19 protein-coding genes are annotated in these 18,478 nt (G+C 65.0%); 8 read left to right on the top strand and 11 right to left on the bottom strand.

From position 1 onward, the window contains the following. Positions 1–20 precede the first annotated feature (20 nt). Positions 21–638 (top strand): hypothetical protein, encoded by a 618-nt coding sequence (locus J7I92_RS06285; protein ID WP_214838606.1) that lies wholly within the window; start codon positions 21–23, stop codon positions 636–638. Here J7I92_RS06285 and J7I92_RS06280 read toward each other — a convergent pair. From J7I92_RS06280 to pdxT, 9 genes are all read right to left on the bottom strand, one after another. Continuing rightward, positions 635–3,028: a bifunctional (p)ppGpp synthetase/guanosine-3',5'-bis(diphosphate) 3'-pyrophosphohydrolase gene (locus J7I92_RS06280; protein ID WP_214838604.1), complete on the bottom strand. Its 2,394-nt coding sequence runs from the start codon at positions 3,026–3,028 to the stop codon at positions 635–637. The two genes, J7I92_RS06285 and J7I92_RS06280, sit on opposite strands and share 4 nt — an antisense overlap. A gap of 146 nt (positions 3,029–3,174) precedes the next feature. Then, complete coding sequence (secF, locus tag J7I92_RS06275) at positions 3,175–4,197, bottom strand: protein translocase subunit SecF (RefSeq protein ID WP_214838602.1); 1,023 nt, start codon at positions 4,195–4,197, stop codon at positions 3,175–3,177. Further along, a complete protein-coding gene (gene secD / locus J7I92_RS06270; protein ID WP_214838600.1) occupies positions 4,198–5,955 on the bottom strand; it encodes a protein translocase subunit SecD in 1,758 nt (585 codons plus the stop codon). A 115-nt stretch (positions 5,956–6,070) separates the two neighbouring features. Further along, on the bottom strand, positions 6,071–6,499 hold the full coding sequence (gene yajC, locus J7I92_RS06265; protein ID WP_214839060.1) for a preprotein translocase subunit YajC: 429 nt from the start codon (positions 6,497–6,499) through the stop codon (positions 6,071–6,073). A 230-nt stretch (positions 6,500–6,729) separates the two neighbouring features. Next, positions 6,730–7,818, bottom strand: coding sequence for a Holliday junction branch migration DNA helicase RuvB (gene ruvB / locus J7I92_RS06260; protein WP_214838598.1), 1,089 nt, complete (start codon positions 7,816–7,818; stop codon positions 6,730–6,732). Continuing rightward, complete coding sequence (gene ruvA / locus J7I92_RS06255; RefSeq protein WP_214838596.1) at positions 7,811–8,455, bottom strand: Holliday junction branch migration protein RuvA; 645 nt, start codon at positions 8,453–8,455, stop codon at positions 7,811–7,813. The genes ruvB and ruvA overlap by 8 nt, the downstream gene beginning before the upstream one ends. Positions 8,456–8,559: 104 nt before the next feature. Further along, a complete protein-coding gene (gene ruvC, locus J7I92_RS06250; RefSeq protein ID WP_214838594.1) occupies positions 8,560–9,138 on the bottom strand; it encodes a crossover junction endodeoxyribonuclease RuvC in 579 nt (192 codons plus the stop codon). A gap of 34 nt (positions 9,139–9,172) precedes the next feature. Beyond that, positions 9,173–9,928 carry a YebC/PmpR family DNA-binding transcriptional regulator gene (locus J7I92_RS06245; RefSeq protein ID WP_214838593.1) on the bottom strand — a complete coding sequence of 252 codons (756 nt, stop codon included), beginning with the start codon at positions 9,926–9,928 and terminating at the stop codon, positions 9,173–9,175. 3 nt (positions 9,929–9,931) lie between these two features. Continuing rightward, complete coding sequence (pdxT, locus tag J7I92_RS06240) at positions 9,932–10,642, bottom strand: pyridoxal 5'-phosphate synthase glutaminase subunit PdxT (protein ID WP_214838592.1); 711 nt, start codon at positions 10,640–10,642, stop codon at positions 9,932–9,934. A gap of 90 nt (positions 10,643–10,732) precedes the next feature. On the opposite strand from pdxT, the gene J7I92_RS06235 reads away from it, so the two are divergent. From J7I92_RS06235 to J7I92_RS06205, 7 genes are all read left to right on the top strand, one after another. Beyond that, entirely contained in the window at positions 10,733–12,022 is a 1,290-nt protein-coding gene (locus tag J7I92_RS06235; RefSeq protein ID WP_214838591.1) for a Mur ligase family protein, read from the top strand. Further along, positions 12,019–12,792: a type 1 glutamine amidotransferase gene (locus tag J7I92_RS06230; protein ID WP_396020357.1), complete on the top strand. Its 774-nt coding sequence runs from the start codon at positions 12,019–12,021 to the stop codon at positions 12,790–12,792. Before J7I92_RS06235 ends, J7I92_RS06230 begins: the two co-directional genes overlap by 4 nt. A gap of 36 nt (positions 12,793–12,828) precedes the next feature. Beyond that, positions 12,829–13,338, top strand: coding sequence for an NUDIX domain-containing protein (locus J7I92_RS06225; protein ID WP_214838590.1), 510 nt, complete (start codon positions 12,829–12,831; stop codon positions 13,336–13,338). Between the two features lie 85 nt (positions 13,339–13,423). Further along, a complete protein-coding gene (locus J7I92_RS06220) occupies positions 13,424–14,407 on the top strand; it encodes a S1C family serine protease (RefSeq protein ID WP_214838589.1) in 984 nt (327 codons plus the stop codon). A gap of 627 nt (positions 14,408–15,034) precedes the next feature. Further along, the gene (locus J7I92_RS06215) at positions 15,035–15,340 is read left to right on the top strand and encodes a hypothetical protein (RefSeq protein WP_214838588.1); all 306 of its coding nucleotides are present in this window, start codon (positions 15,035–15,037) and stop codon (positions 15,338–15,340) included. A gap of 156 nt (positions 15,341–15,496) precedes the next feature. After that, the gene (locus J7I92_RS06210) at positions 15,497–15,931 is read left to right on the top strand and encodes a protein phosphatase (protein WP_214838587.1); all 435 of its coding nucleotides are present in this window, start codon (positions 15,497–15,499) and stop codon (positions 15,929–15,931) included. Between the two features lie 45 nt (positions 15,932–15,976). Next, the gene (locus J7I92_RS06205; protein WP_214838586.1) at positions 15,977–16,678 is read left to right on the top strand and encodes an alpha/beta fold hydrolase; all 702 of its coding nucleotides are present in this window, start codon (positions 15,977–15,979) and stop codon (positions 16,676–16,678) included. A gap of 37 nt (positions 16,679–16,715) precedes the next feature. Here J7I92_RS06205 and J7I92_RS06200 read toward each other — a convergent pair whose 3' ends face one another. Together J7I92_RS06200 and J7I92_RS06195 are read right to left on the bottom strand one after the other, a co-directional pair. Continuing rightward, positions 16,716–17,075 carry a hypothetical protein gene (locus J7I92_RS06200; RefSeq protein WP_214838585.1) on the bottom strand — a complete coding sequence of 120 codons (360 nt, stop codon included), beginning with the start codon at positions 17,073–17,075 and terminating at the stop codon, positions 16,716–16,718. Positions 17,076–17,176: 101 nt separating this feature from the next. Then, complete coding sequence (locus tag J7I92_RS06195; RefSeq protein ID WP_214838584.1) at positions 17,177–18,424, bottom strand: CapA family protein; 1,248 nt, start codon at positions 18,422–18,424, stop codon at positions 17,177–17,179. Positions 18,425–18,478: the final 54 nt, after the last annotated feature.

Here is an 18,478-nt window from a genome sequence, read left to right as displayed (position 1 = left end):
CAAAGGGAAAAGATGGCTGAATGGCTACGTCGTCCCCACTCCCCGTCAATACCGGAAGCGCAGCTACGGGGTCTCCGGAGCTCTATTCCCCCGGCAGTGTGTTCTCGTGGCCGGAACTGCAGGCCATGGCCGCGGACGGCCTCCTGAACCAGCTGTACCAGCGCGGCTACATGCTGCCCGGAACCGCCGCCACACCGCAGTTGCGGGCGCGTGCGGCCTCATTCGCGGTCCCCCCGGCAATCCGGCAGCGGGTCGTAGCAGGGCGGATGACGGCGGCCTGGATCTACGGCTGCGCCGGGGAACCGGACCGGCTGGCCCTCCTGGTGGATGCCACCCGGCGGGTGTCCAGCCTGCGGTCCACCCGGGGCTGCACCCTGCATGAAGTCCGGCTCGGTCCGTTCGACGTCGTCAGCCTGGGCGGGCTGATGGTTTCCAGCCCGCTGCGGACGGCACTGGACATCGCCCTGCATGTGGATTCAGAGCGCGCGATACCGGCACTTCGAAAGATGCTGGCGCGCCCCGAGCTGGACGTTAGGCTGCGGCTCCTCACCCTGGCCGTCGAAGCAACTCCCCGGGTTCCGCATAAGAGGGCGGCCCTGGAAATACTTACGGCGTTGCAGCCTACGCCGGACGGTTAGCCGCGGCGCCGGTTTCCGGTGGTCCGGTACACGTCGAACACGCCGTCGATGCGCCGCACGGCGCTGAGCACGTGGCTCAAGTACTTCGGATCGCCCATCTCAAAGGCAAACCTCGAGATGGCCACCCGGTCCGTCGAAGTGTGCACACTGGCCGCCAGGATGTTGACGTGGTTTTCGGAGAGTATGCGGGTGACATCGGACAGCAGCGACTTGCGGTCCAGCGCCTCCACCTGGATCTCCACGAGGAACACGCTGGACTGGGTGGGTGCCCAGTCCACCTCCACGATGCGGTCCGGCTGGTCCTTCAGGTCCGAGACGTTCGTGCAGTCCGTCCGGTGCACCGACACTCCGGAGCCCCTGGTGACGAACCCCAGGATGGGATCCGGGGGCACCGGCGTGCAGCAGCGGGCCAGCTTGACCCAGACGTCCCCCACTCCACGGACGATCACGCCGGAGTCGGAGTACTTCGTCTTGCTGACCTGCGTGGGGATGCTGACTTCCGTCAGGTCATCCTCGGGGCCCTCATTGCCGCCAAGAGTTTCAACCAGCCGTTCCATCACGGACTGCGCCGAGGTGTGCCCGTCGCCCACGCCCGCGTAGAGACCGGAGATATCCACGTACTTGAAATTCTCGGCCACTTCAGCGAGGGCGTCATGGGTCATCAGGCGCTGCAGCGGAAGGTTCTGCTTGCGCATCGCCTTGGTCAGGAGCTCCTTGCCGCGGTCGATGGCTTCTTCGCGGCGCTCCTTGCTGAACCACTGCCTGATCTTGTTGCGGGCACGGGCGCTCTTGACGAAGTGCTGCCAGTCCTGGCTGGGTCCGGCCCCCTCCGCCTTGGAGGTGAAGATTTCGACCCAGTCGCCGTGGTTAAGTTCGCTGTTGAGCGGAACAAGCTTGCCGTTGACCCTGGCGCCGATGGTCCGGTGGCCCACTTCGGTGTGTACGGCATAGGCGAAGTCCACCGGAGTCGACCCGGCCGGCAGTGCCATGACCTCGCCCTTGGGCGTGAACACGAACACTTCCCGGGCGTTGATTTCGAACCGCAGGGAATCCAGGAACTCCCCGGGGTCGGACGTTTCCTGCTGCCAGTCAACCAGGGACCGCAGCCAGCCCATGTCGCCGTCACGGGGGCTGCCGGGCCCGGCGGCCGTCCTGTTGGGCTGGTCCTTGTACTTCCAGTGCGCCGCGACACCATACTCGGCGCGGCGGTGCATCTCGTGGGTGCGGATCTGGATCTCCACGGGTTTGCCGCCCGGCCCGATGACGGTCGTGTGGAGCGACTGGTACATGTTGAACTTGGGCATTGCAATGTAGTCCTTGAAACGCCCCGGCAGGGGGTTCCAGCGCGAATGCAGGGTGCCCAGCGCCGCGTAACAGTCACGGACGGAATCCACCAGAACCCGGACCCCCATGAGGTCGTTGATGTCGTCGAAGTCCTTGTCGCGGACGATCATCTTCTGGTAGATGGAGTAGTAATGCTTCGGCCGGCCGGTGATGGTGGCCTTGACCTTCGCCGTCCGCAGATCTTCGGTGATCTGGTTGCGGATAACGCTGAGGCTCTTTTCCCGCTCCGGGGTCCGGTCCCCCACCATGCGGACGATTTCCTCGTACACCTTCGGGTAAAGCGCCGCGAAGGACAGGTCTTCAAGTTCCCACTTGATGGTGTTCATACCGAGCCGGTGCGCCAGCGGCGCAAAGATTTCCAGCGTTTCGCGTGCTTTGCGCGCCGAGGACTCAGCCGAAACGAAGCGCCAGGTGCGGGCGTTGTGCAGGCGGTCGGCCAGCTTGATCATCAGCACCCGGATGTCCTTGGCCATCGCCACGACCATCTTGCGGACTGTTTCCGACTGGGCAGCTTCGCCGAAACTTACCTTGTCCAGCTTGGTCACGCCGTCAACGAGCATGGCGACCTCGGGGCCGAAGTCCCGCTTGAGGTCCGCCAGTGTGTAGGGGGTATCCTCCACGGTGTCATGGAGCAGCGCAGCTGCCAGCGTGGTGCCGCTCAGTCCCAGCTCGGCCAGTATGGTGGCCACAGCGACGGGGTGGGTGATGTACGGATCGCCGCTCTTGCGTTTCTGTCCCCGGTGGCTCTGTTCGGCCACGACGAAGGCACGCTGGATGAGGTCGAAGTCCTCTTTGGGATTGTTCGCGCGGACGGTGCGCAGCAGCGGTTCGAGTATGGGTGAGTACGTCGCTGTTCCGCGCCCCGTCAGCCGGGCGAGCCTGGACCTGGTGCGTTCACGGCGTCCCGGGAAAGTGGGGCGGAACCCTGAGCTGTCAACGGGCACGCCTGGATCCGGGCGCCCGGACGCGACCAGCCCGGTCTGCGGACCCTGGGCCGGACCTTGACCACCGTCGGCCGTTGGCGCCGACGTCGAACGTTCTTCCAATGAAGCACCCCTCACGACCCGTTAATTATCCCAGTCTATTCCCGCGGCAGCACACTTCCGTAACCGGACGAAGATGCGAAGGGCCGGACCCCGTCACGAATGACGGAGCCCGGCCCGAAGCACGGACAGGATGGACAGCTGACGGCTTACGCCGGCGCAATCTCCTGCGCAGCGGATTCCTTCGCAGCCGACTCGCTGCGGCGGCGTGCAACGCGTTCGGCCTGCTTCACCAGCAGAGGTTCGCCCTGCCGCAGCCAGGCGTACAGCGGGGCAGCGATGAAGATGGTCGCCGCCGTGCCGATCAGGATGCCCACGAACAGTGCCAGGGAAAGATCCCGCAGCGTACCGGCACCCAGGAGGCCCGCACCGATGAACAGGATGGCACCTACGGGGAGGATGGCCACCATCATGGTGTTGATGGACCGGACCAACGTCTGGTTGACGGCGAGGTTGACCTCCTCCGCGAAGGTGCGGCGGGTGGAGGCATCGATCTCCGCCGTGTTTTCACGGATCTTGTCGAAGACCACAACCGTGTCATACAGCGAGTAGCTGAGCACCGTCAGGAAGCCGATGATGGCGGAGGGTGTGACCTCGAAGTCACTGAGGGCGTAGACGCCGGCAGTGACGAACATGGTCACCAGCATGCCGACGAGTGCGGAAAGCGACATCTTCCAGGTCCGGAAGTACAGCGCCATCAGGACTGCCGCGATGACCACGAAGATCACCAGGCCGATCAGGGCCTGCTTGGTGACATCCGCGCCCCAGGTGGGTCCGACGAACGTCGAGGTCACCTCATTGTCCGTGACGCCGTAGGCGGTGGTCAGCCCTTCCTTGATCCGGAGGGTCTCGTCATCGGTGAGCTTGTCCGTCTGGATCCGCATCGTATTGCCGGCAACGTTGGCCACGCGCGGGATGCTTCCCTGGACCACGTCCTGAACGGCCTTCTCACCGAGGGAGGCCTCCGTGGTTTTCACGTTGGAGACCGTGAACTCGGACCCGCCCCGGAATTCGATGCCGAGGTTGAAGCCGCCCTTTGCCACCGGGAGGAGGATGGACAGCGCCACGGCAACGGCAGCGATCAGGAACCAGATCTTCTTGGAACCGACGAAGTTGTACGAGCGCTTGCCCGTGTAGAGCTCATTACCGAAAGTGGCAAAACTGCTGGACATTTACTTGCCCTCCTTGGACGTGCTCTTGGAGGAACCGGCCAGCTGCTCCTGCTTTTCCGCCAGGCGGCGTTCTGCAATGGTCATCCGGCGCTCCGCTTCCGCGGCTGCCCCGGTATTCTTGGCCCGCACCACGGCCGGCTTATCATCCGCGGCGCGGATCCTGCCCGCCCCACGGTAGAGCGGCACGGCGCCGAGGCGCTGGGGGTCAAGGCCAGAGAACTTGTGGCCCTCGCCGAAGAACTTGGTGCGTGCCAGGAGCTGCAGCGTCGGGTGGGTGAACATGAACACTACAATGAGGTCGGCGATGGCAGTCAGGCCAAGGGTGAACGCGAAGCCCCGCACGTTGCCGACGGCGACGAAGTAGAGGACCAGGGCCGCCAGCAGGTTCACTGCCTTTGATGCCAGGACCGTGCGCTTGGCACGCTTCCAGCCGTTCTCCACGGCCGAGACCAGCCCCTTGCCTTCGCGCAGTTCGTCGCGGATGCGTTCAAAGTAGACGATGAACGAGTCCGCTGTCTGGCCGATGGCCACGATGAGGCCGGCGACGCCGGCGAGTGACAGCCGGTAGTTTTCCGTCCAGCCCAGGATGGCAATCGCCAGGTAGGTCAGTGCACCGGCTACCACCAGGGAGAAAATGGTGACGAATCCCAGCGCCCGGTACTGGAAGAGCGAGTAGACCACCACCAGGAGCAGGCCGATCACGCCCGCGAGCAGACCCATCCGGAGCTGCTCACCGCCGAGTGTTGCCGAGATCTGCTGTTCGCTCTGGATGTCGAAGCTGATGGGGAGGGCACCGAACCGCAGCTGGTCGGAGAGGGCCTTTGCAGACTGCTCCGTGAACCCGCCCGTAATCTGCGGACGGCCGTCCGTGATCACCGCGAGCGACCGCGGAGCGGAGATGACCTGGTCGTCAAGGACAATGGCGAACTGGGCCTTGGGATCGGAGCCCGACTCGCCGCCGGCCGCGACGAAGAACTGGTACAGGCGTTCGGTGACTTCCTTGAACTTGGCGGTGCCCTGCTCATCGAACTGGATGTTCACGGCCCACTCGTTGGTGACGGCACCCTGGGCGCCCTGCTGCAGCTGGAAGGAGGAGGACTTGATGTTGGAGCCCTTCACCTCCACGGGACCAAGAATGTACTTGATGGCCGGCGACGTGGCGGTGGCCGGCTCGCAGGTCACCAGCGGGGCTGCGGGGTCGGAACGTTCCTGCTTGTCCTGCGCGGGGTTGTCACAGTCCAGGGTCTCGAACTTCCTGTACACCTCCGGCGTGACCCAGTTAATGTCGCTGCTGTTGGTCGGCGCGGCTGTCGGCTTGGGCAGCTTGTCCTCGGGCGTCAGCGACTCGGTGGGCACTGCCGCGCCGGCCCCGGCCTGAAGCACGGGCCGGAAGTTCATGTCGGCCGAGGCCTGGATCAACGCCCGGGTTTCCTTGGACGGTGTGCCGGGAAGGCTTACCACCACGTTGCGGCCGGACTGCGTGCTGATTTCAGCTTCCGCGACGCCGGAACCGTCCACGCGCTGGCGAATGATCGCAACGGCCTGGTTGAGCTGATCCTCATTGATGTCTGAACCGCCCTCAACCTTGGGCGCCAGGATCATCTGGGTTCCGCCTTCAAGGTCAAGCGCAAGCTTTGGTGCCCAGCTGGCATGGCCGGACATGGTACCGCCAGCGAGCACGGCAGTCATGACGGCGAGGATTACGCCGAGCCAGACCAGCACCCTGAGTGCTGAGTTTTTGGGGCCAGTACGTGCCATTGTCGATCTTTCTATTGTTTACGGAGGAGCCGCCGGGGTGGGCTGGGCTCACATACCGGCGGCAGCCCGCGGCCGTGGTTGGTTCTACGTGGCGGGACGTGGCGGAAACGCCGGACTAGCTGTCTTTCTTGCCTTCGTCGTTGAGCCGCTTCAGCGATTCTTCCGGCGTCTCATTGACAGCCTCGGTGCGGTTGACGGCTTCGGTGCGGCCGGCGTCGTCCGCGGCGAGGGATGAGCCGGCGGTCAGCGACGAGGCGTCGTCCGGAACAACGGTGGGCTCTTCGGAAGCGGCAACCGGTTCGACGATCTTCGTCACGGCCTGGCGGTGCACGGTGGCGAGGTTGCCGGGGGAAAGTTCGAGGACGACCTTGTTTTCTTCCTCATCGATGGAGACGATCCGGCCGAAAAGTCCGAAGCTGGTCATGACCTCCACGCCCGGTGCGAACTGCGACTGAAGCGTTGCCTGCTGCTTCTGGGTCTTCTTGTTGCGGCGGAACATCATGAAGATGAAGAGGCCAAGCATCACGAAAAGCAGGATGGTCATGATGTCGATGCCGCCGCCGGCCTGCGGCTGGGCCTGGGCAGTAATGTGTCCGAACACAGGAAGTTTCCGTTCTGTACTTGCGTAGCTGGTTTACAGCAACGTCGGCTTCGTTCCGGGCCACCTGGCAGAAAACCATGCCCAGCCAACGGCGGCCGAAGCCGCCCACAGAAACAAAGACCCGAACGCGCCGAGCGTCTTACCAGTCTAGAGGGAAAGTCAGCCGGACGCTGCTATTGGCTGTTCGGCAGCCATTCCTGCGCTGATTCCGGGGCGAGCTCATCCTCGTCAAAATGCGCAAGCGTTTCCTGCCCGAAAACCCCGTCCGGAACCGCATAGCCGAGGTGGGTCCAGGCGGCGGCCATCGCGATCCGGCCGCGCGGGGTCCGGCCCAACAATCCCTCCCGGACAAGGTATGGCTCGGCCACGGTTTCCACCGTTTCGCGCTCCTCGCCCACGGCGATGGCCAGGGTGGACAACCCCACCGGGCCGCCGCCGAATTTGGTGATCAGGGCTTCCAGGACGGAACGGTCAAGCCGGTCCAGTCCCCTTTTGTCCACTTCATACATGTCCAACGCGGCAGAGGCTGCACGGGCATCGATCTGCTCGATGCCGTGGACCAGCGCCCAGTCCCGGACGCGGCGCAGCAGGCGGTTGGCGATGCGCGGCGTGCCGCGGGACCGGCCCGCGATTTCGCTGAAGCCCGCAGAGTTGACCTTTAGGTCCAGCAGGCCGGCCGATCGCCTGAGGACCAACTCCAGTTCCTCAACGGAGTAAAACTCCAGGTGGCCCGTGAAACCGAACCTGTCCCGGAGCGGACCGGGAAGGAGGCCGGCACGGGTGGTGGCTCCCACGAGGGTAAACGGCGGAAGCTCGAGGGGAATCGCGGTGGCTCCGGCGCCCTTGCCCACCACGATGTCCACCCGGAAGTCTTCCATGGCCATGTAGAGCATTTCCTCCGCCGGCCGGGACATCCGGTGGATCTCATCCAGGAACAGGACCTCACCTTCCGACAGCGACGAAAGGATGGCGGCAAGGTCACCGGCGTGCTGGATGGCCGGGCCGCTGCTGATCCGCAGCGGCGCGTTCATCTCGGCTGCGATGATCATGGACAACGTGGTCTTGCCGAGGCCAGGCGGGCCGGACAGCAGGACGTGGTCGGCACTGCGGCCGCGCATCCGCGAGGCTTCCAGCACCAGGGACAGTTGCTTGCGCACGCGGTGCTGACCCACGAAGTCATGCAGGTTCTTGGGCCGGAGGGCGGCCTCGATGACCCGCTCCTCCGGCTCCTCTCCCCCGCCGACGAGGGAGGGTTCAGCCACGGCTGCCTACCCGGTTGCCGGCCCGGGCGCCGTCCTGCCCGAGCCAGCGCAGCGTGCCCCGCAGGATGTCCGCCACTTTGCCGTCCGCTTCCAGTTCGGGCGAATCCGCAAGTGCCTTTTCGATGCTGGAGGTCGCGTCCTTTTCCGACCAGCCGAGGCTCGTCATCGCTGCGACGACCTGCGGCTTCCAGGGCGCAGCCGCGGCCGCCGCCGGCGCTGCCGGTGTGCCGGTCCCGTGCGGCACCAGCTTTCCGGCGAGCTCCAGGACGATCCTGCCGGCGACCTTCGGGCCGATGCCGGGGACCTTGGTGAAGGCCTTGCCGTCGCCGGTGTGCGCAGCGACCCGGATCGCCTCGGGATCGTGGACTGCCAGCACGGCCAGGGCCAGGCGCGGCCCCACCCCGCTCACACTAAGTAGCACATCGAAAACTTCGCGTTCATCGTCAGTGGAAAATCCGAACAGCGTCAGGGAATCCTCGCGAACAATAAGCGAGGTGAAAAGCTTGCCCTCTTCGCCCGGACGCAGGCCACTGAGGGTCTGGGGTGTGGCGTTCACGCTCATGCCGGCACCGTTGAGGTCGATCACGGCGGAGGACAACCCGACGTGCGCTACGGTTCCGCGGAGAAAACTGATCAAGGCCGGGCTCCTGGGTTTACAGCGAAATATAGCCGGGACAAAGCCGGCTATCCGAACATATCTACGAATACCCTAACAAGTTCTCCGGCATCACGGCCGGACGTTCATCGTGCACGGCGCGCCTTGGCTTCGGCCTCCGCCCAGGCGCGCTGGGCCGGCGTCAGCGAATGGCTGCCGGGACCCGTAGTGGCGATGGAAGCTCCGCTGCCGGCCCGCCACGCATGGGTGATGGCCAGCGCCAGTGCGTCTGCGGCGTCCGCGGGCCGCGGCGGTGCATCCAGGCGCAGGATCTTGGTGACCAGTTTGGTGACGGCGTCCTTGTTGGACGTTCCGCTGCCGGTGACGGCGGCTTTGACTTCCGACGGCGTGTGCAGGGCCACGGGTATCCCCCGCCGGGCGGCGGCGGCGATCACCACGCCGGACGCCTGGGCGACGCCCATCACGGTGCTCACGTTCAGCTGGGAGAAAACCCGCTCGACGGCGAGGACGTGCGGTTCGTAACGGTCCAGCCAGTCGTCGATTGAAGTGGCGATGAGGAGCAGGCGCTGGTCGAGGCTCTCGTCCGGGGACGTGCCCACAACACCGACAGCCACCATGGTGGCCCGCCGGTTCTTCTCCACGTCGACCACGCCGATGCCGCAACGGGTGAGGCCCGGGTCGACTCCCAACACGCGCAGGGTCAAGGCCGGGCCTCAGCTTCACAGCAGGGCTGCGGAATCACTCGGCTTCCAGTGCGGCCTGCACTTCGTCGCTGAGGTCTGCGTTGCTGTAGACGTTCTGGACGTCGTCGAGGTCTTCCAGGGCGTCGACGAGCTTCATGAACTTCTTGGCCGCGTCCAGGTCGAGCGGCACCTCCATGGAGGGGACGAATTCCGCTTCGTCGGTGTCGTATTCGATCCCGGCTTCCTTGAGCGCGTCGCGGATGGCCTGCAGGTCCTTCGGATCCGAGTGGATTTCGAAGGTGTCGCCATTGTCCTTGACTTCCTCCGCACCGGCCTCGAGCACCGCCATCAGGACATCGTCCTCGCTGAGACCGTTCTTGGGCAGCGTGACAACTCCCTTACGGGTGAACAGGTAGCTGACGGAACCGGGGTCGGCGATGGTGCCGCCGTTGCGGGAAATGGCGAGGCGGACCTCGGATGCGGCACGGTTCTTGTTATCCGTAAGGCACTCGATCAGCAGCGCGGAGCCCTGCGGGCCGCGGCATTCGTACATGATCTCCGTGTAGTCCACGACTTCGCCGGTGAGCCCGGCGCCGCGCTTGATGGCGCGGTCGATGTTGTCGTTCGGAACGGAGGTCTTCTTGGCCTTGGTGACAGCAAGTTCCAGACCGGGGTTGCCTGCAAGATCCGGACCGCCCATGCGGGCCGCTACTTCGATGTTCTTGATCAGCTTGGCGAACGACTTTGCGCGGCGGCTATCAATGATGGCCTTCTTGTGCTTGGTCGTCGCCCATTTGGAGTGGCCTGACATGCTTTACGCTTCTCCTCTGATCATTCGAATAAACAGTTCGTGCACGCGCTTCTCCCCCGTCACTTCCGGGTGGAAGGAGGTGGCCAGCAGCTGGCCTGAACGCACTGCAACAATTCTAGCCGTCCCCTGCAGTGCGGCCACATGGGAGGCATGCTCCGGGTCCGCGGGTTCCACCTGGGCAAGGACCTCAACCGCGGGTCCCACGCGCTCCACCCAAGGGCCGCGGATGAACACCGCATGCACCGGCGGCACCCCGGAGCCGGTATCGCTGAAGCCCAATCCCCCGAACTCAAGGTCCGTCTCGAAGGATTCCCGCTGCCGGCCAAAGGCATTGCGGCGAACGGTGATGTCCAGTCCGCCGAACGTTTGCTGCGGATTCCCTGCCAGGTCGGTGGCGGGGTCCGCGATTTCGTCTGCGAGCAGGATCATCCCCGCGCAGGAACCGTAAACGGGCAGACCGTCAGCGATCAGCTTCCGCAGCGGGTCGGCCAGTTCGAACGCCCGGGCGAGCTTATCGATGGCGGTGGATTCGCCGCCGGGAATGATCAGGCCGTCGATGCCGTCGAGTTCGGAGGGCCGCCGGATTCCGATGGCTGTTGCGCCTGCAGCATCTGCTGCGCGCAGGTGTTCCCGAAAGTCACCCTGGAGCGCCAGGACACCGATCCGCAGGCCTGAGCCCACGCGGGAATAGTCCGTGGAAGGGGGGTTGGTCATCCAACCAGCATAGTGCTCCCGGCGCCCGGACGAGTGTTGCCGCGGCCCGGCCGGCCCGGTTCCATGCCCCGGCTGGGATATATTCGGAGCATGCTTTACTTCAGCGTTCCGCTCGGCAAGCTCGTCCGCCGGGTCACCCGGCTCAGGGGCGGAGGCTCTGCCTTCCCCGGTTTGGTGGTCGAAAAAATCGACCCGGGATTTATGCAGCGGACACTGTCCACGCTTCCCTTGGGCGTCGCCGTCGTCAGCGGAACGAACGGCAAAACGACCACTACCAAGATGGTTGTTGAACTGCTGGAGAGCCAGGGGCTCAAGGTCTTCACGAACCGCACGGGCAGCAATTTCACCCGCGGCGTCGCCGCAGCCCTTCTGGGCGACGTCGACTGGCGGGGCCGCCTGAATGCAGACATCGCGGTCCTCGAGCTGGATGAGGCCCACGCGGTGCACTTCGTCAACCGCGTACCGCCCCGCTACAGCCTTCTCCTCAACGTCCTCCGTGACCAGCTGGACCGCTTCGGCGAAATCGACAAGACTGCCCAGCTCCTGCAGCACATCGCTGCCAAGACCACCGGCACGGTGGTCCTGAACCGCGAGGATCCGCGCGTCGCCCGCATCGCGGAGACCCTTAACGGGCCCGAGGTCCGCTACTTCGGCCTCCACGATTCCCTGTTGACCACGTTCCCGAACGACGACGACCTGCGCGCCGGTCCGGGCAGCCCCGTGCCGGACCTGCCCCCCAAGCCGCACGCCGACGTCGTGCTTCGCCGCGTGGGGGCGGACGACGCCGACTTTGAGTACGACGGCGCCACGGTCACTACCGGGATGAAGCTCCGCGGCGTCTACAACATCTTCAATGCGGCAGCGGCGCTTGTCCTAGCCCGCTGCGTTGCCGGAAACGGCACCACCGGAACGGACCACGGCGGCCTGCTCAAGGCCCTGTCAGAGGTTGCGCCCGCCTTCGGCCGCGGTGAAAGCCTGGTGGTTGACGGAAAGCCGCTGGACCTCGTGCTGGTCAAGAACCCCAGCGGCTTCCGGCTTGGCCTGAAGTCGTTTCCAGCCGGCGGCTACGCCACGATGATCGCGATCAATGACAACTATGCCGACGGCCGTGATATGTCCTGGCTCTGGGATGTCGAATTTGATTCGTTGCGTGACGGCGGGGTGGACCAGGTCAGTGGTTCCCGGGCCTATGACATGGCCCTTCGGCTGCAGTATGACGAGGTAGCCGTCGGGTCCGTGAACCCGGAGATCGTCCCCGCCCTGGCTGCCTTCATCGAGGGGGCCACGGACAAACCCAAGCGCATATTCTGTACTTATACGGCAATGCTGGCCATCCGCCGCGAGCTGTCCAAAATCACCACTGTGGAGGTGGTCTCGTGACCCCGCTGTCCCAAGACGAGGCGTCCTCAGCCGGCAGCCAGGAAACCGGCAGCAAAGGCACCATCCGGGTACTGCAGCTGTATCCGCGCGATATGAACATCTACGGGGACTGGGGCAATGTCCTGGTCCTCCAGCAGCGCATCCGCTGGCACGGCTACACACCTGAAATCCTTGAATACAACGTGGGCGACCCCTTTCCCGAGGACGTCGACATTATTGTAGGCGGCGGCGGCCAGGACAGCGGGCAACTGGTGATCCAGGACGACCTGCTCTCCCGGGAATCGGCGCTGAAGGAGCTGGCCGACGACGGCACGCCGATGCTGCTGATCTGCGGGCTGTATCAGCTGTTTGGCAGGTTTTTCAAAACCCGGACGGGTGCCGTCATCCCGGGCATCGGCGTCCTGGACGTTGAAACACACGGAACCGACGAACGCCTGATCGGGAATGTGACGGTTTCCTCACCCGAATTCGGGGACATCCTCGGCTACGAAAACCACAGCGGCCAGACGAGGCTAGGCCCGGGCGTCCGGCCGCTCGGCACAACCGCCAAGGGCACCGGCAACAACAGCAGCGACGGCCAGGAAGGAGCCCGCTACCGGAACATTGTGGCGAGCTACCTCCACGGATCCCTCCTGCCGAAGAACCCCGCCATTGCCGACTTCCTCATCCGCACCGCTGCCGAACGCAAATACGGCAGCTTCACTCCGGGCGCGCCCGACGACGGTTACGCCGAGTTGGCGCGGGAGCACGCCGCCCGTCGTCCGCGGTAGCTCCCGCCAGCTTTCGCGCCATGGGAAACTGGTCCCATGAATACCGAAGCCGCCAACCTCCCGGAACACCTCCGCCGCCCCTCAGGTCCCCGCGATCCAGGCGACGCCTGGGTGGAGGGCAAACACGGCAAGTTCTGGGGCAGGTTCGGCTCGGCCGGACTTCTGGTCCACGACGCCGGCAAGGGAATCCTGCTGCAGCACCGGGCCACCTGGAGCCATCACGGCGGGACCTGGGGCCTGCCCGGCGGAGCACTGCACCAGGGCGAGGACGCCGTGACCGGCGCGCTGCGTGAAGCTCATGAGGAAGCGGCAGTTCCGCCGGACAACGTCCGCGTCCTCTTCACCTCCGTATTCGACGTCGGCTACTGGTCCTACACGACAGTGGCGGTACGGGTCGTCGAATCCTTCGAACCTGCCATCAGTGATCCGGAGAGTATCGAGCTGAGCTGGATACCTACCCACGGTGTCGAACACAGGGAGCTCCACCCGGCGTTTGCCACGGCCTGGCCGGAGCTACGGCACCGGCTGCTGCGGGACCACTTCTGATTTCTCTGACGGCGTACGACTGACCGGACTACCGCCGCGTCCCCGTCCGTTGACATAGGTAAGGCAACACGTCAGGAGGCGCACCATGGCAACAGTAGACAGCGGAGTCACCGGCACGAACGCGGCGGAAGACCCGCTGGATTCGTATTCCGCGACGGTCATCCGCGTGGCGGAAACCGTCACCCCGCACGTCGCCGCCGTCGAAATGACCGGCAACGGACGCAACGGGAGATACCGCGCCGGCGCAGGCTCAGGCGTGCTGTTCACCTCGGACGGGTACGTGCTGACCAACGCCCACGTGGTGGGCTCGGCGGGCAAGGGCCACGCGGTGTTCGCCGATGGCACCCGGACCGCCTTTGAAGTGGTGGGCGCCGACCCCCTTTCAGACCTGGCCATCGTCCACGGCAAGGCACCCAACGCCCCGCCGGCGGAATTCGGCGACGCCGAACTCCTCAGGGTCGGCCAGCTGGTCATCGCCGTCGGTAATCCCCTGGGGCTCTCGGGCTCCGTGACGGCGGGTGTTGTCAGCGGCCTGGGACGTTCCATCCCGGTATGGTCCGGACGCAACCGCCGCGTGATCGAGGACGTCATCCAGACCGACGCCGCGCTCAACGCCGGCAGCTCGGGCGGAGCGCTGGCGGACGCCCGCGGCCGGATCGTGGGCATCAACACGGCGGTGGCCGGAGCGGGGCTGGGACTGGCGGTTCCGATCAATGCCACCTCACGGCGGATCATCGCCTCACTTCTTTCCGACGGAAGGGTTCGGCGCGCCTACCTTGGGCTCGTCAACACTCCGGTTCAACTTCCGGTGAGCTCGGTGGTCCGTACCGGCCATCATGACGGGCTGCTGGTGGTCGAAGTGCTGCCGGGATCACCGGCCGAACGTGCAGGCCTCCGCGCCGGGGACATCCTGCTGAGCGTGGGGCGGAAGTCCGTTTCAAATGCGGAAAGCCTCCAGAAGCTGCTCTTTTCCGAGGCAATCGGCGCGCCCTTGGACATTGCGGCGCTGCGGGACGGCACGGAGGTGCATATTGTGGCCGTTCCGGAGGAAATGACCGACGCGCGGTGAAACTCCGCCGGAGAATCGGATCCGTAACATCAGCGGGTATTGTCGCGGATAGTTTGCGGGGAATGCGCACTCCCGGGCAATTCGCACACAAAACCAACCCCGGAACGTTGATGGCACGTCCCGGATAAATACTACTCGATTTCCCCGTGTAATATACCCGTGCTTCTATTGTTATTTCTGCCCCAGGGCTATGGTTAGTGGTGGACTCACCTCCGCACATCGGTGTAGCGAAGGGTGTTGTTCAAGCGCTACAGCCAGGTTTCAGGGTGACTCTCCCCCGAGCCGGGCTGTGGATATAGGGGTAGGCACGGGGGTGCCCTTAATATCCATATCCGTGCACAAACGACTCGCACCGTTGGGGCACGGAGGTTCCCAAATGCGGCAGGACTCTGCGTTGCCGCTCTGAATCAGGCCACTGCAAAATGGGGCATCGCGCCGATTTATGGAACGTACCGCCACACTTATTGGGGACCACCAACCGCAGACATCCTCCGACAGGAATCTTTGAACCCGGCACAGCCCGTTATGAGGCACGCCGGAAGCCACATGAATTACTTGGGGCGATTCCGCCTGCCCGGGTCAGCCTGCGGCTCTGCAATGGGAATGAACAGAAGATAGGAAGATCTCATGAAGAGGTCAATGGGACTGCTCGCATCCACCCTGCTCGCCGCAGGACTCGGCATCGGCGGGACCGCAATGGCTGCCGGACCGGCTGCAGCGGACACTGGGTTCAAGTCCGTTTCGGTTTCGGCCAACCAGAGCTACACGGACCACGGCCGCGACCGTGACCGCGACCACCATAACTGGAAGAATCACAAGAGGTGGTGTGAGACGCACGGCTACTGGGAGAGGGTGCGCCACGGGGACCGTCATTACTGGAAGTGGGTTAGCTACTGCGACGACGACGACCACGGCCGGCGGGGCCGTCACTAGGCAGCCGGTGGCCGCCTGACGGTCTCTGACCGCCAGGCACTGGCCTGACCCGCTGCTCTGTGCGGCGACCGGGAGGGGCCCCGCTTCGGGCGGCGCCCCTCCTTTGGGTCTGCGGGACACTTCCCCTAAGGGCAATCCGGTGCCAGAGTTCACTCCATGGCTACATGGGAACCACGGGCTGCCGGCGTCGTCCGGTTCCCCTCCGGCCGGCTCATCCGCGGCCGCCCACTGCGGCAACCGCCTCCGCCGGGTCCCGACCCTGATTTCGGCGTCTACCTGCTCGGCAGCGTTCCGCCGCCCGTTCCGTGGGAGCAACGCTGGGTGCCATGGCCCGACTTCTGGTTGCCGGTCAACGACAGCGACGCCGTCGACGCCCTCAACCAAGCATGGCAACGGGCTGCATTCGAGCGGGTCGAAATAGCCTGCCACGGTGGCCGCGGCAGAACCGGCACGGCCCTTGCCTGCATGGCCGTCCTGGACGGCGTCCCCGCCGGACAAGCTGTGTCTTTCGTCCGCGAGCACTACGGCCAGGCAGTGGAGACTCCCTGGCAGCACTGGTATGTCCGGCACGTTGCGGAGTGGACCGGGTGAGCTGACTTGGGCATTTTTGTCCCCGGTCCGGCGTAGGGTACCTCCATGGACATTATCCTGGTTCCCGGATTCTGGTTGGACGCCTCATCCTGGTCTGATGTCACCCCGCCGCTGGTTGCTGCAGGGCATCGCACCTTTCCCCTCACGCTGCCCGGCTTGGAAGCCCGGGACGCCCCCCGGGCCGGCGTCGGCCTGCGTGACCACATCAACGCCGTTGTCGAGGCCGTTGACCGCGCCGATCAGCCGGTGGTGCTCGTCGGTCATTCCGGCGGCGGCGCCATCATCCACGGCGCCGTGGACGCCCGGCCGAACAGCGTTGCCCGCGCGGTCTATGTGGACAGCGGACCGCTGGGCGAGGGCGGAGTGATCAACGATGAACTTCCCGCGGAGGGCGACGACGTGCCGCTTCCGCCGTGGGAAGGCTTCGACGCTGCCGACCTGACGGACCTGGATGACGGGCTGCGCAACATGTTCAGGTCCCGCGCCATCCCTGAACCGAAAGGGGTGGCGTACGATCGCCAGCAGCTTCACGATGAACGCCGCTTCGACGTTCCGGCCACGGTGATCGCCTGTGAGTTCCCTTCCTCCCTCCTTAGGGAATGGATCGACGCCGGGCATCCCTACGTCGCGGAGCTCGCGCGCATACGCGACGTCGAGTACGTGGACCTGCCCACAGGACACTGGCCCCAGTTCACCAGGCCGGCCGACCTCGGCGCGGCGATCCTCGCCGCCGTCGACCCCCACTAGGCGGGCGTCAGCAGGCGGGGACAGTCAGCAGAGGGAGTTACGCCATTGGGGTGAGAACCGCAATCTGGTAGCCGCCCGCTTTCTCGACGAGCTGAAAGCAAAAACGCTCGCGGGTCTCGCCGTTGTACGTCCAGGTAACATCCGCCCAGACCATTCCCGGGGCTTCAGCCATGATGTCGATCCTCTTCTGCACGGAGTTGACACCCTCATACTGTCCCCAGGACGAAGCGAAGAATGCTTCGGTCTGGGCGGCGTCACTGACGGGTATGGACTGGCCGGGAAACAAAATCAGCGAGGGAACGGCGTACATTCCCGCAATCACACTGGCGTCACGCGCCAGCAGCGCGGCTGCGTAGCGGTCGAAAAAACGGTCAACGTAGTCCGTAGCTTCGGTCATGCCAGCATTATACGAAGGCATGAGCATACGAAGGCAGGAACGTAGGAGCTCGCGGGAAGGGAACACCGCCATTGCGGCAAGCTGTGTGGGCCCGCAGGCCCTTACCGCTCGTCGGAAAGGATCAATTCCCGGGCGCCCGCGTCGGCAGCGCCCATGGATTCCACCACGGTCCGTGTCCTCAGCCGGGTGGCCGCATCGGCTTCCGCTCCGGCGCACTGTCCCTGCGGTGTGTCCGCCGCCACTGAGCACCAGCGGTACGGATCGCGGACAATCACGGACGGCACCCAAGCGAGGTCGGACGCCGCCCATTTTCCGGAAGCGTCCTGGCTGAACTGCGCCCGCACCAGCAGGCCCTCATTGTTCACCACATACCAGGGCGACAGTTCCGTGACGCCGTTCCCCAGGCCGTACACAATCCACGTTCCCTTGTAGTTCTCAATGGGCAGCACGGAATGCGTGTGGTGGCCGTACACCATGGTGAACTCGCCGCTGTCCACGAGGGCATGGGCAGTCTCCTGCTGCTGGGCATTGGGCGCGCTGGCATATTCGTCCCCGGCATGCATAACTCCGAGCACAATGTCCGCACCAAGGGCGCGCGCTTTCTTCGCCTTCGCAATCATGGTGGGTGCGTCCAGCATGTCCACTTGCCAGGCGTACTCCGGATACTGTCCGTTCAGGCCATAGGCACCCTCGACCACCGCAATTTTGGCGGCTTCCGTCCGCAGGATGAGGATGTCCTGAGACTCTGCCTCCGTCCGGTAGGAACCGGTGTGCTTCAAGCCCGCTGCGTCCAGGGCGTTGAGCGTACGCACAAGGCCTTCGGTACCCCGGTCGATGGTGTGGTTGCTGGCGGTGGTGCAGCCCTGGTAGCCGACATTCTTCGACGCTGCGGTGATCTGGGGCGGCACGTTGAACGACGGATAGGCCGAGAAAGGACCGTCCGGATCCGCGACCGGGGTTTCCTGGTGACAGATGGCCAGGTCGCTCTTCTCGATGTAAGCCCGCTGGCCCTCAAGCAAAGGAGTGAAGTCCAGCCCCTGCTTTCCGACGGCTGCAGCGTCGACGCGGGCCTGGTCCCACAATTGGGCGTGCACCAGCATGTCCCCGGTTACCAGAACCGACGTGCACCTGACCGTGGGGCACGCGGGACCCTTGCCCGGGGTGGGTTCCGGGGTGGGAGCCGGCGCTTGGGTGGCTGCGGCCGACCCCGGCCCGGAGGCCGCCGTCGTCGGCGTTGTCCCGTTGCCCCGCCCGTCGGTGCCCTGACCGGCGAGGACGCCGCACGACGAAAGGGTGAGCAGTACAAAAGCAGCAGCGGACGCCGTGGCGCTCCATTTTTTGAGCGTCATCGCGGGCCGCCATCGTTGTTCCCCATGACAGCCATCCTATGGCGGCAAACTCCT

Source organism: Arthrobacter sp. ISL-72 (genome assembly GCF_018613755.1).
In the GTDB taxonomy this organism is placed as follows: Bacteria; Actinomycetota; Actinomycetes; order Actinomycetales; family Micrococcaceae; genus Arthrobacter.
Note: the sequence above shows the minus strand (reverse complement) of the source record. Positions and strands in the feature narration are given on the sequence as shown.

Excerpts from the sequence above, each read along its gene's own strand:
- J7I92_RS06235 (WP_214838591.1), top strand. The coding sequence starts at position 10,733 with ATGCTTTACTTCAGCGTTCCGCTCGGCAAGCTCGTCCGCCGGGTCACC.
- J7I92_RS06225 (WP_214838590.1), top strand. The coding sequence starts at position 12,829 with ATGAATACCGAAGCCGCCAACCTCCCGGAACACCTCCGCCGCCCCTCA.
- J7I92_RS06220 (WP_214838589.1), top strand. The coding sequence starts at position 13,424 with ATGGCAACAGTAGACAGCGGAGTCACCGGCACGAACGCGGCGGAAGAC.
- J7I92_RS06285 (WP_214838606.1), top strand. The coding sequence starts at position 21 with ATGGCTACGTCGTCCCCACTCCCCGTCAATACCGGAAGCGCAGCTACG.
- pdxT (WP_214838592.1), bottom strand. The coding sequence starts at position 10,642 with ATGACCAACCCCCCTTCCACGGACTATTCCCGCGTGGGCTCAGGCCTG.
- yajC (WP_214839060.1), bottom strand. The coding sequence starts at position 6,499 with ATGACCATCCTGCTTTTCGTGATGCTTGGCCTCTTCATCTTCATGATG.
- J7I92_RS06215 (WP_214838588.1), top strand. The coding sequence starts at position 15,035 with ATGAAGAGGTCAATGGGACTGCTCGCATCCACCCTGCTCGCCGCAGGA.
- J7I92_RS06200 (WP_214838585.1), bottom strand. The coding sequence starts at position 17,075 with ATGACCGAAGCTACGGACTACGTTGACCGTTTTTTCGACCGCTACGCA.
- secF (WP_214838602.1), bottom strand. The coding sequence starts at position 4,197 with ATGTCCAGCAGTTTTGCCACTTTCGGTAATGAGCTCTACACGGGCAAG.
- J7I92_RS06195 (WP_214838584.1), bottom strand. The coding sequence starts at position 18,424 with ATGACGCTCAAAAAATGGAGCGCCACGGCGTCCGCTGCTGCTTTTGTA.
- secD (WP_214838600.1), bottom strand. The coding sequence starts at position 5,955 with ATGGCACGTACTGGCCCCAAAAACTCAGCACTCAGGGTGCTGGTCTGG.
- J7I92_RS06210 (WP_214838587.1), top strand. The coding sequence starts at position 15,497 with ATGGCTACATGGGAACCACGGGCTGCCGGCGTCGTCCGGTTCCCCTCC.
- J7I92_RS06245 (WP_214838593.1), bottom strand. The coding sequence starts at position 9,928 with ATGTCAGGCCACTCCAAATGGGCGACGACCAAGCACAAGAAGGCCATC.
- J7I92_RS06205 (WP_214838586.1), top strand. The coding sequence starts at position 15,977 with ATGGACATTATCCTGGTTCCCGGATTCTGGTTGGACGCCTCATCCTGG.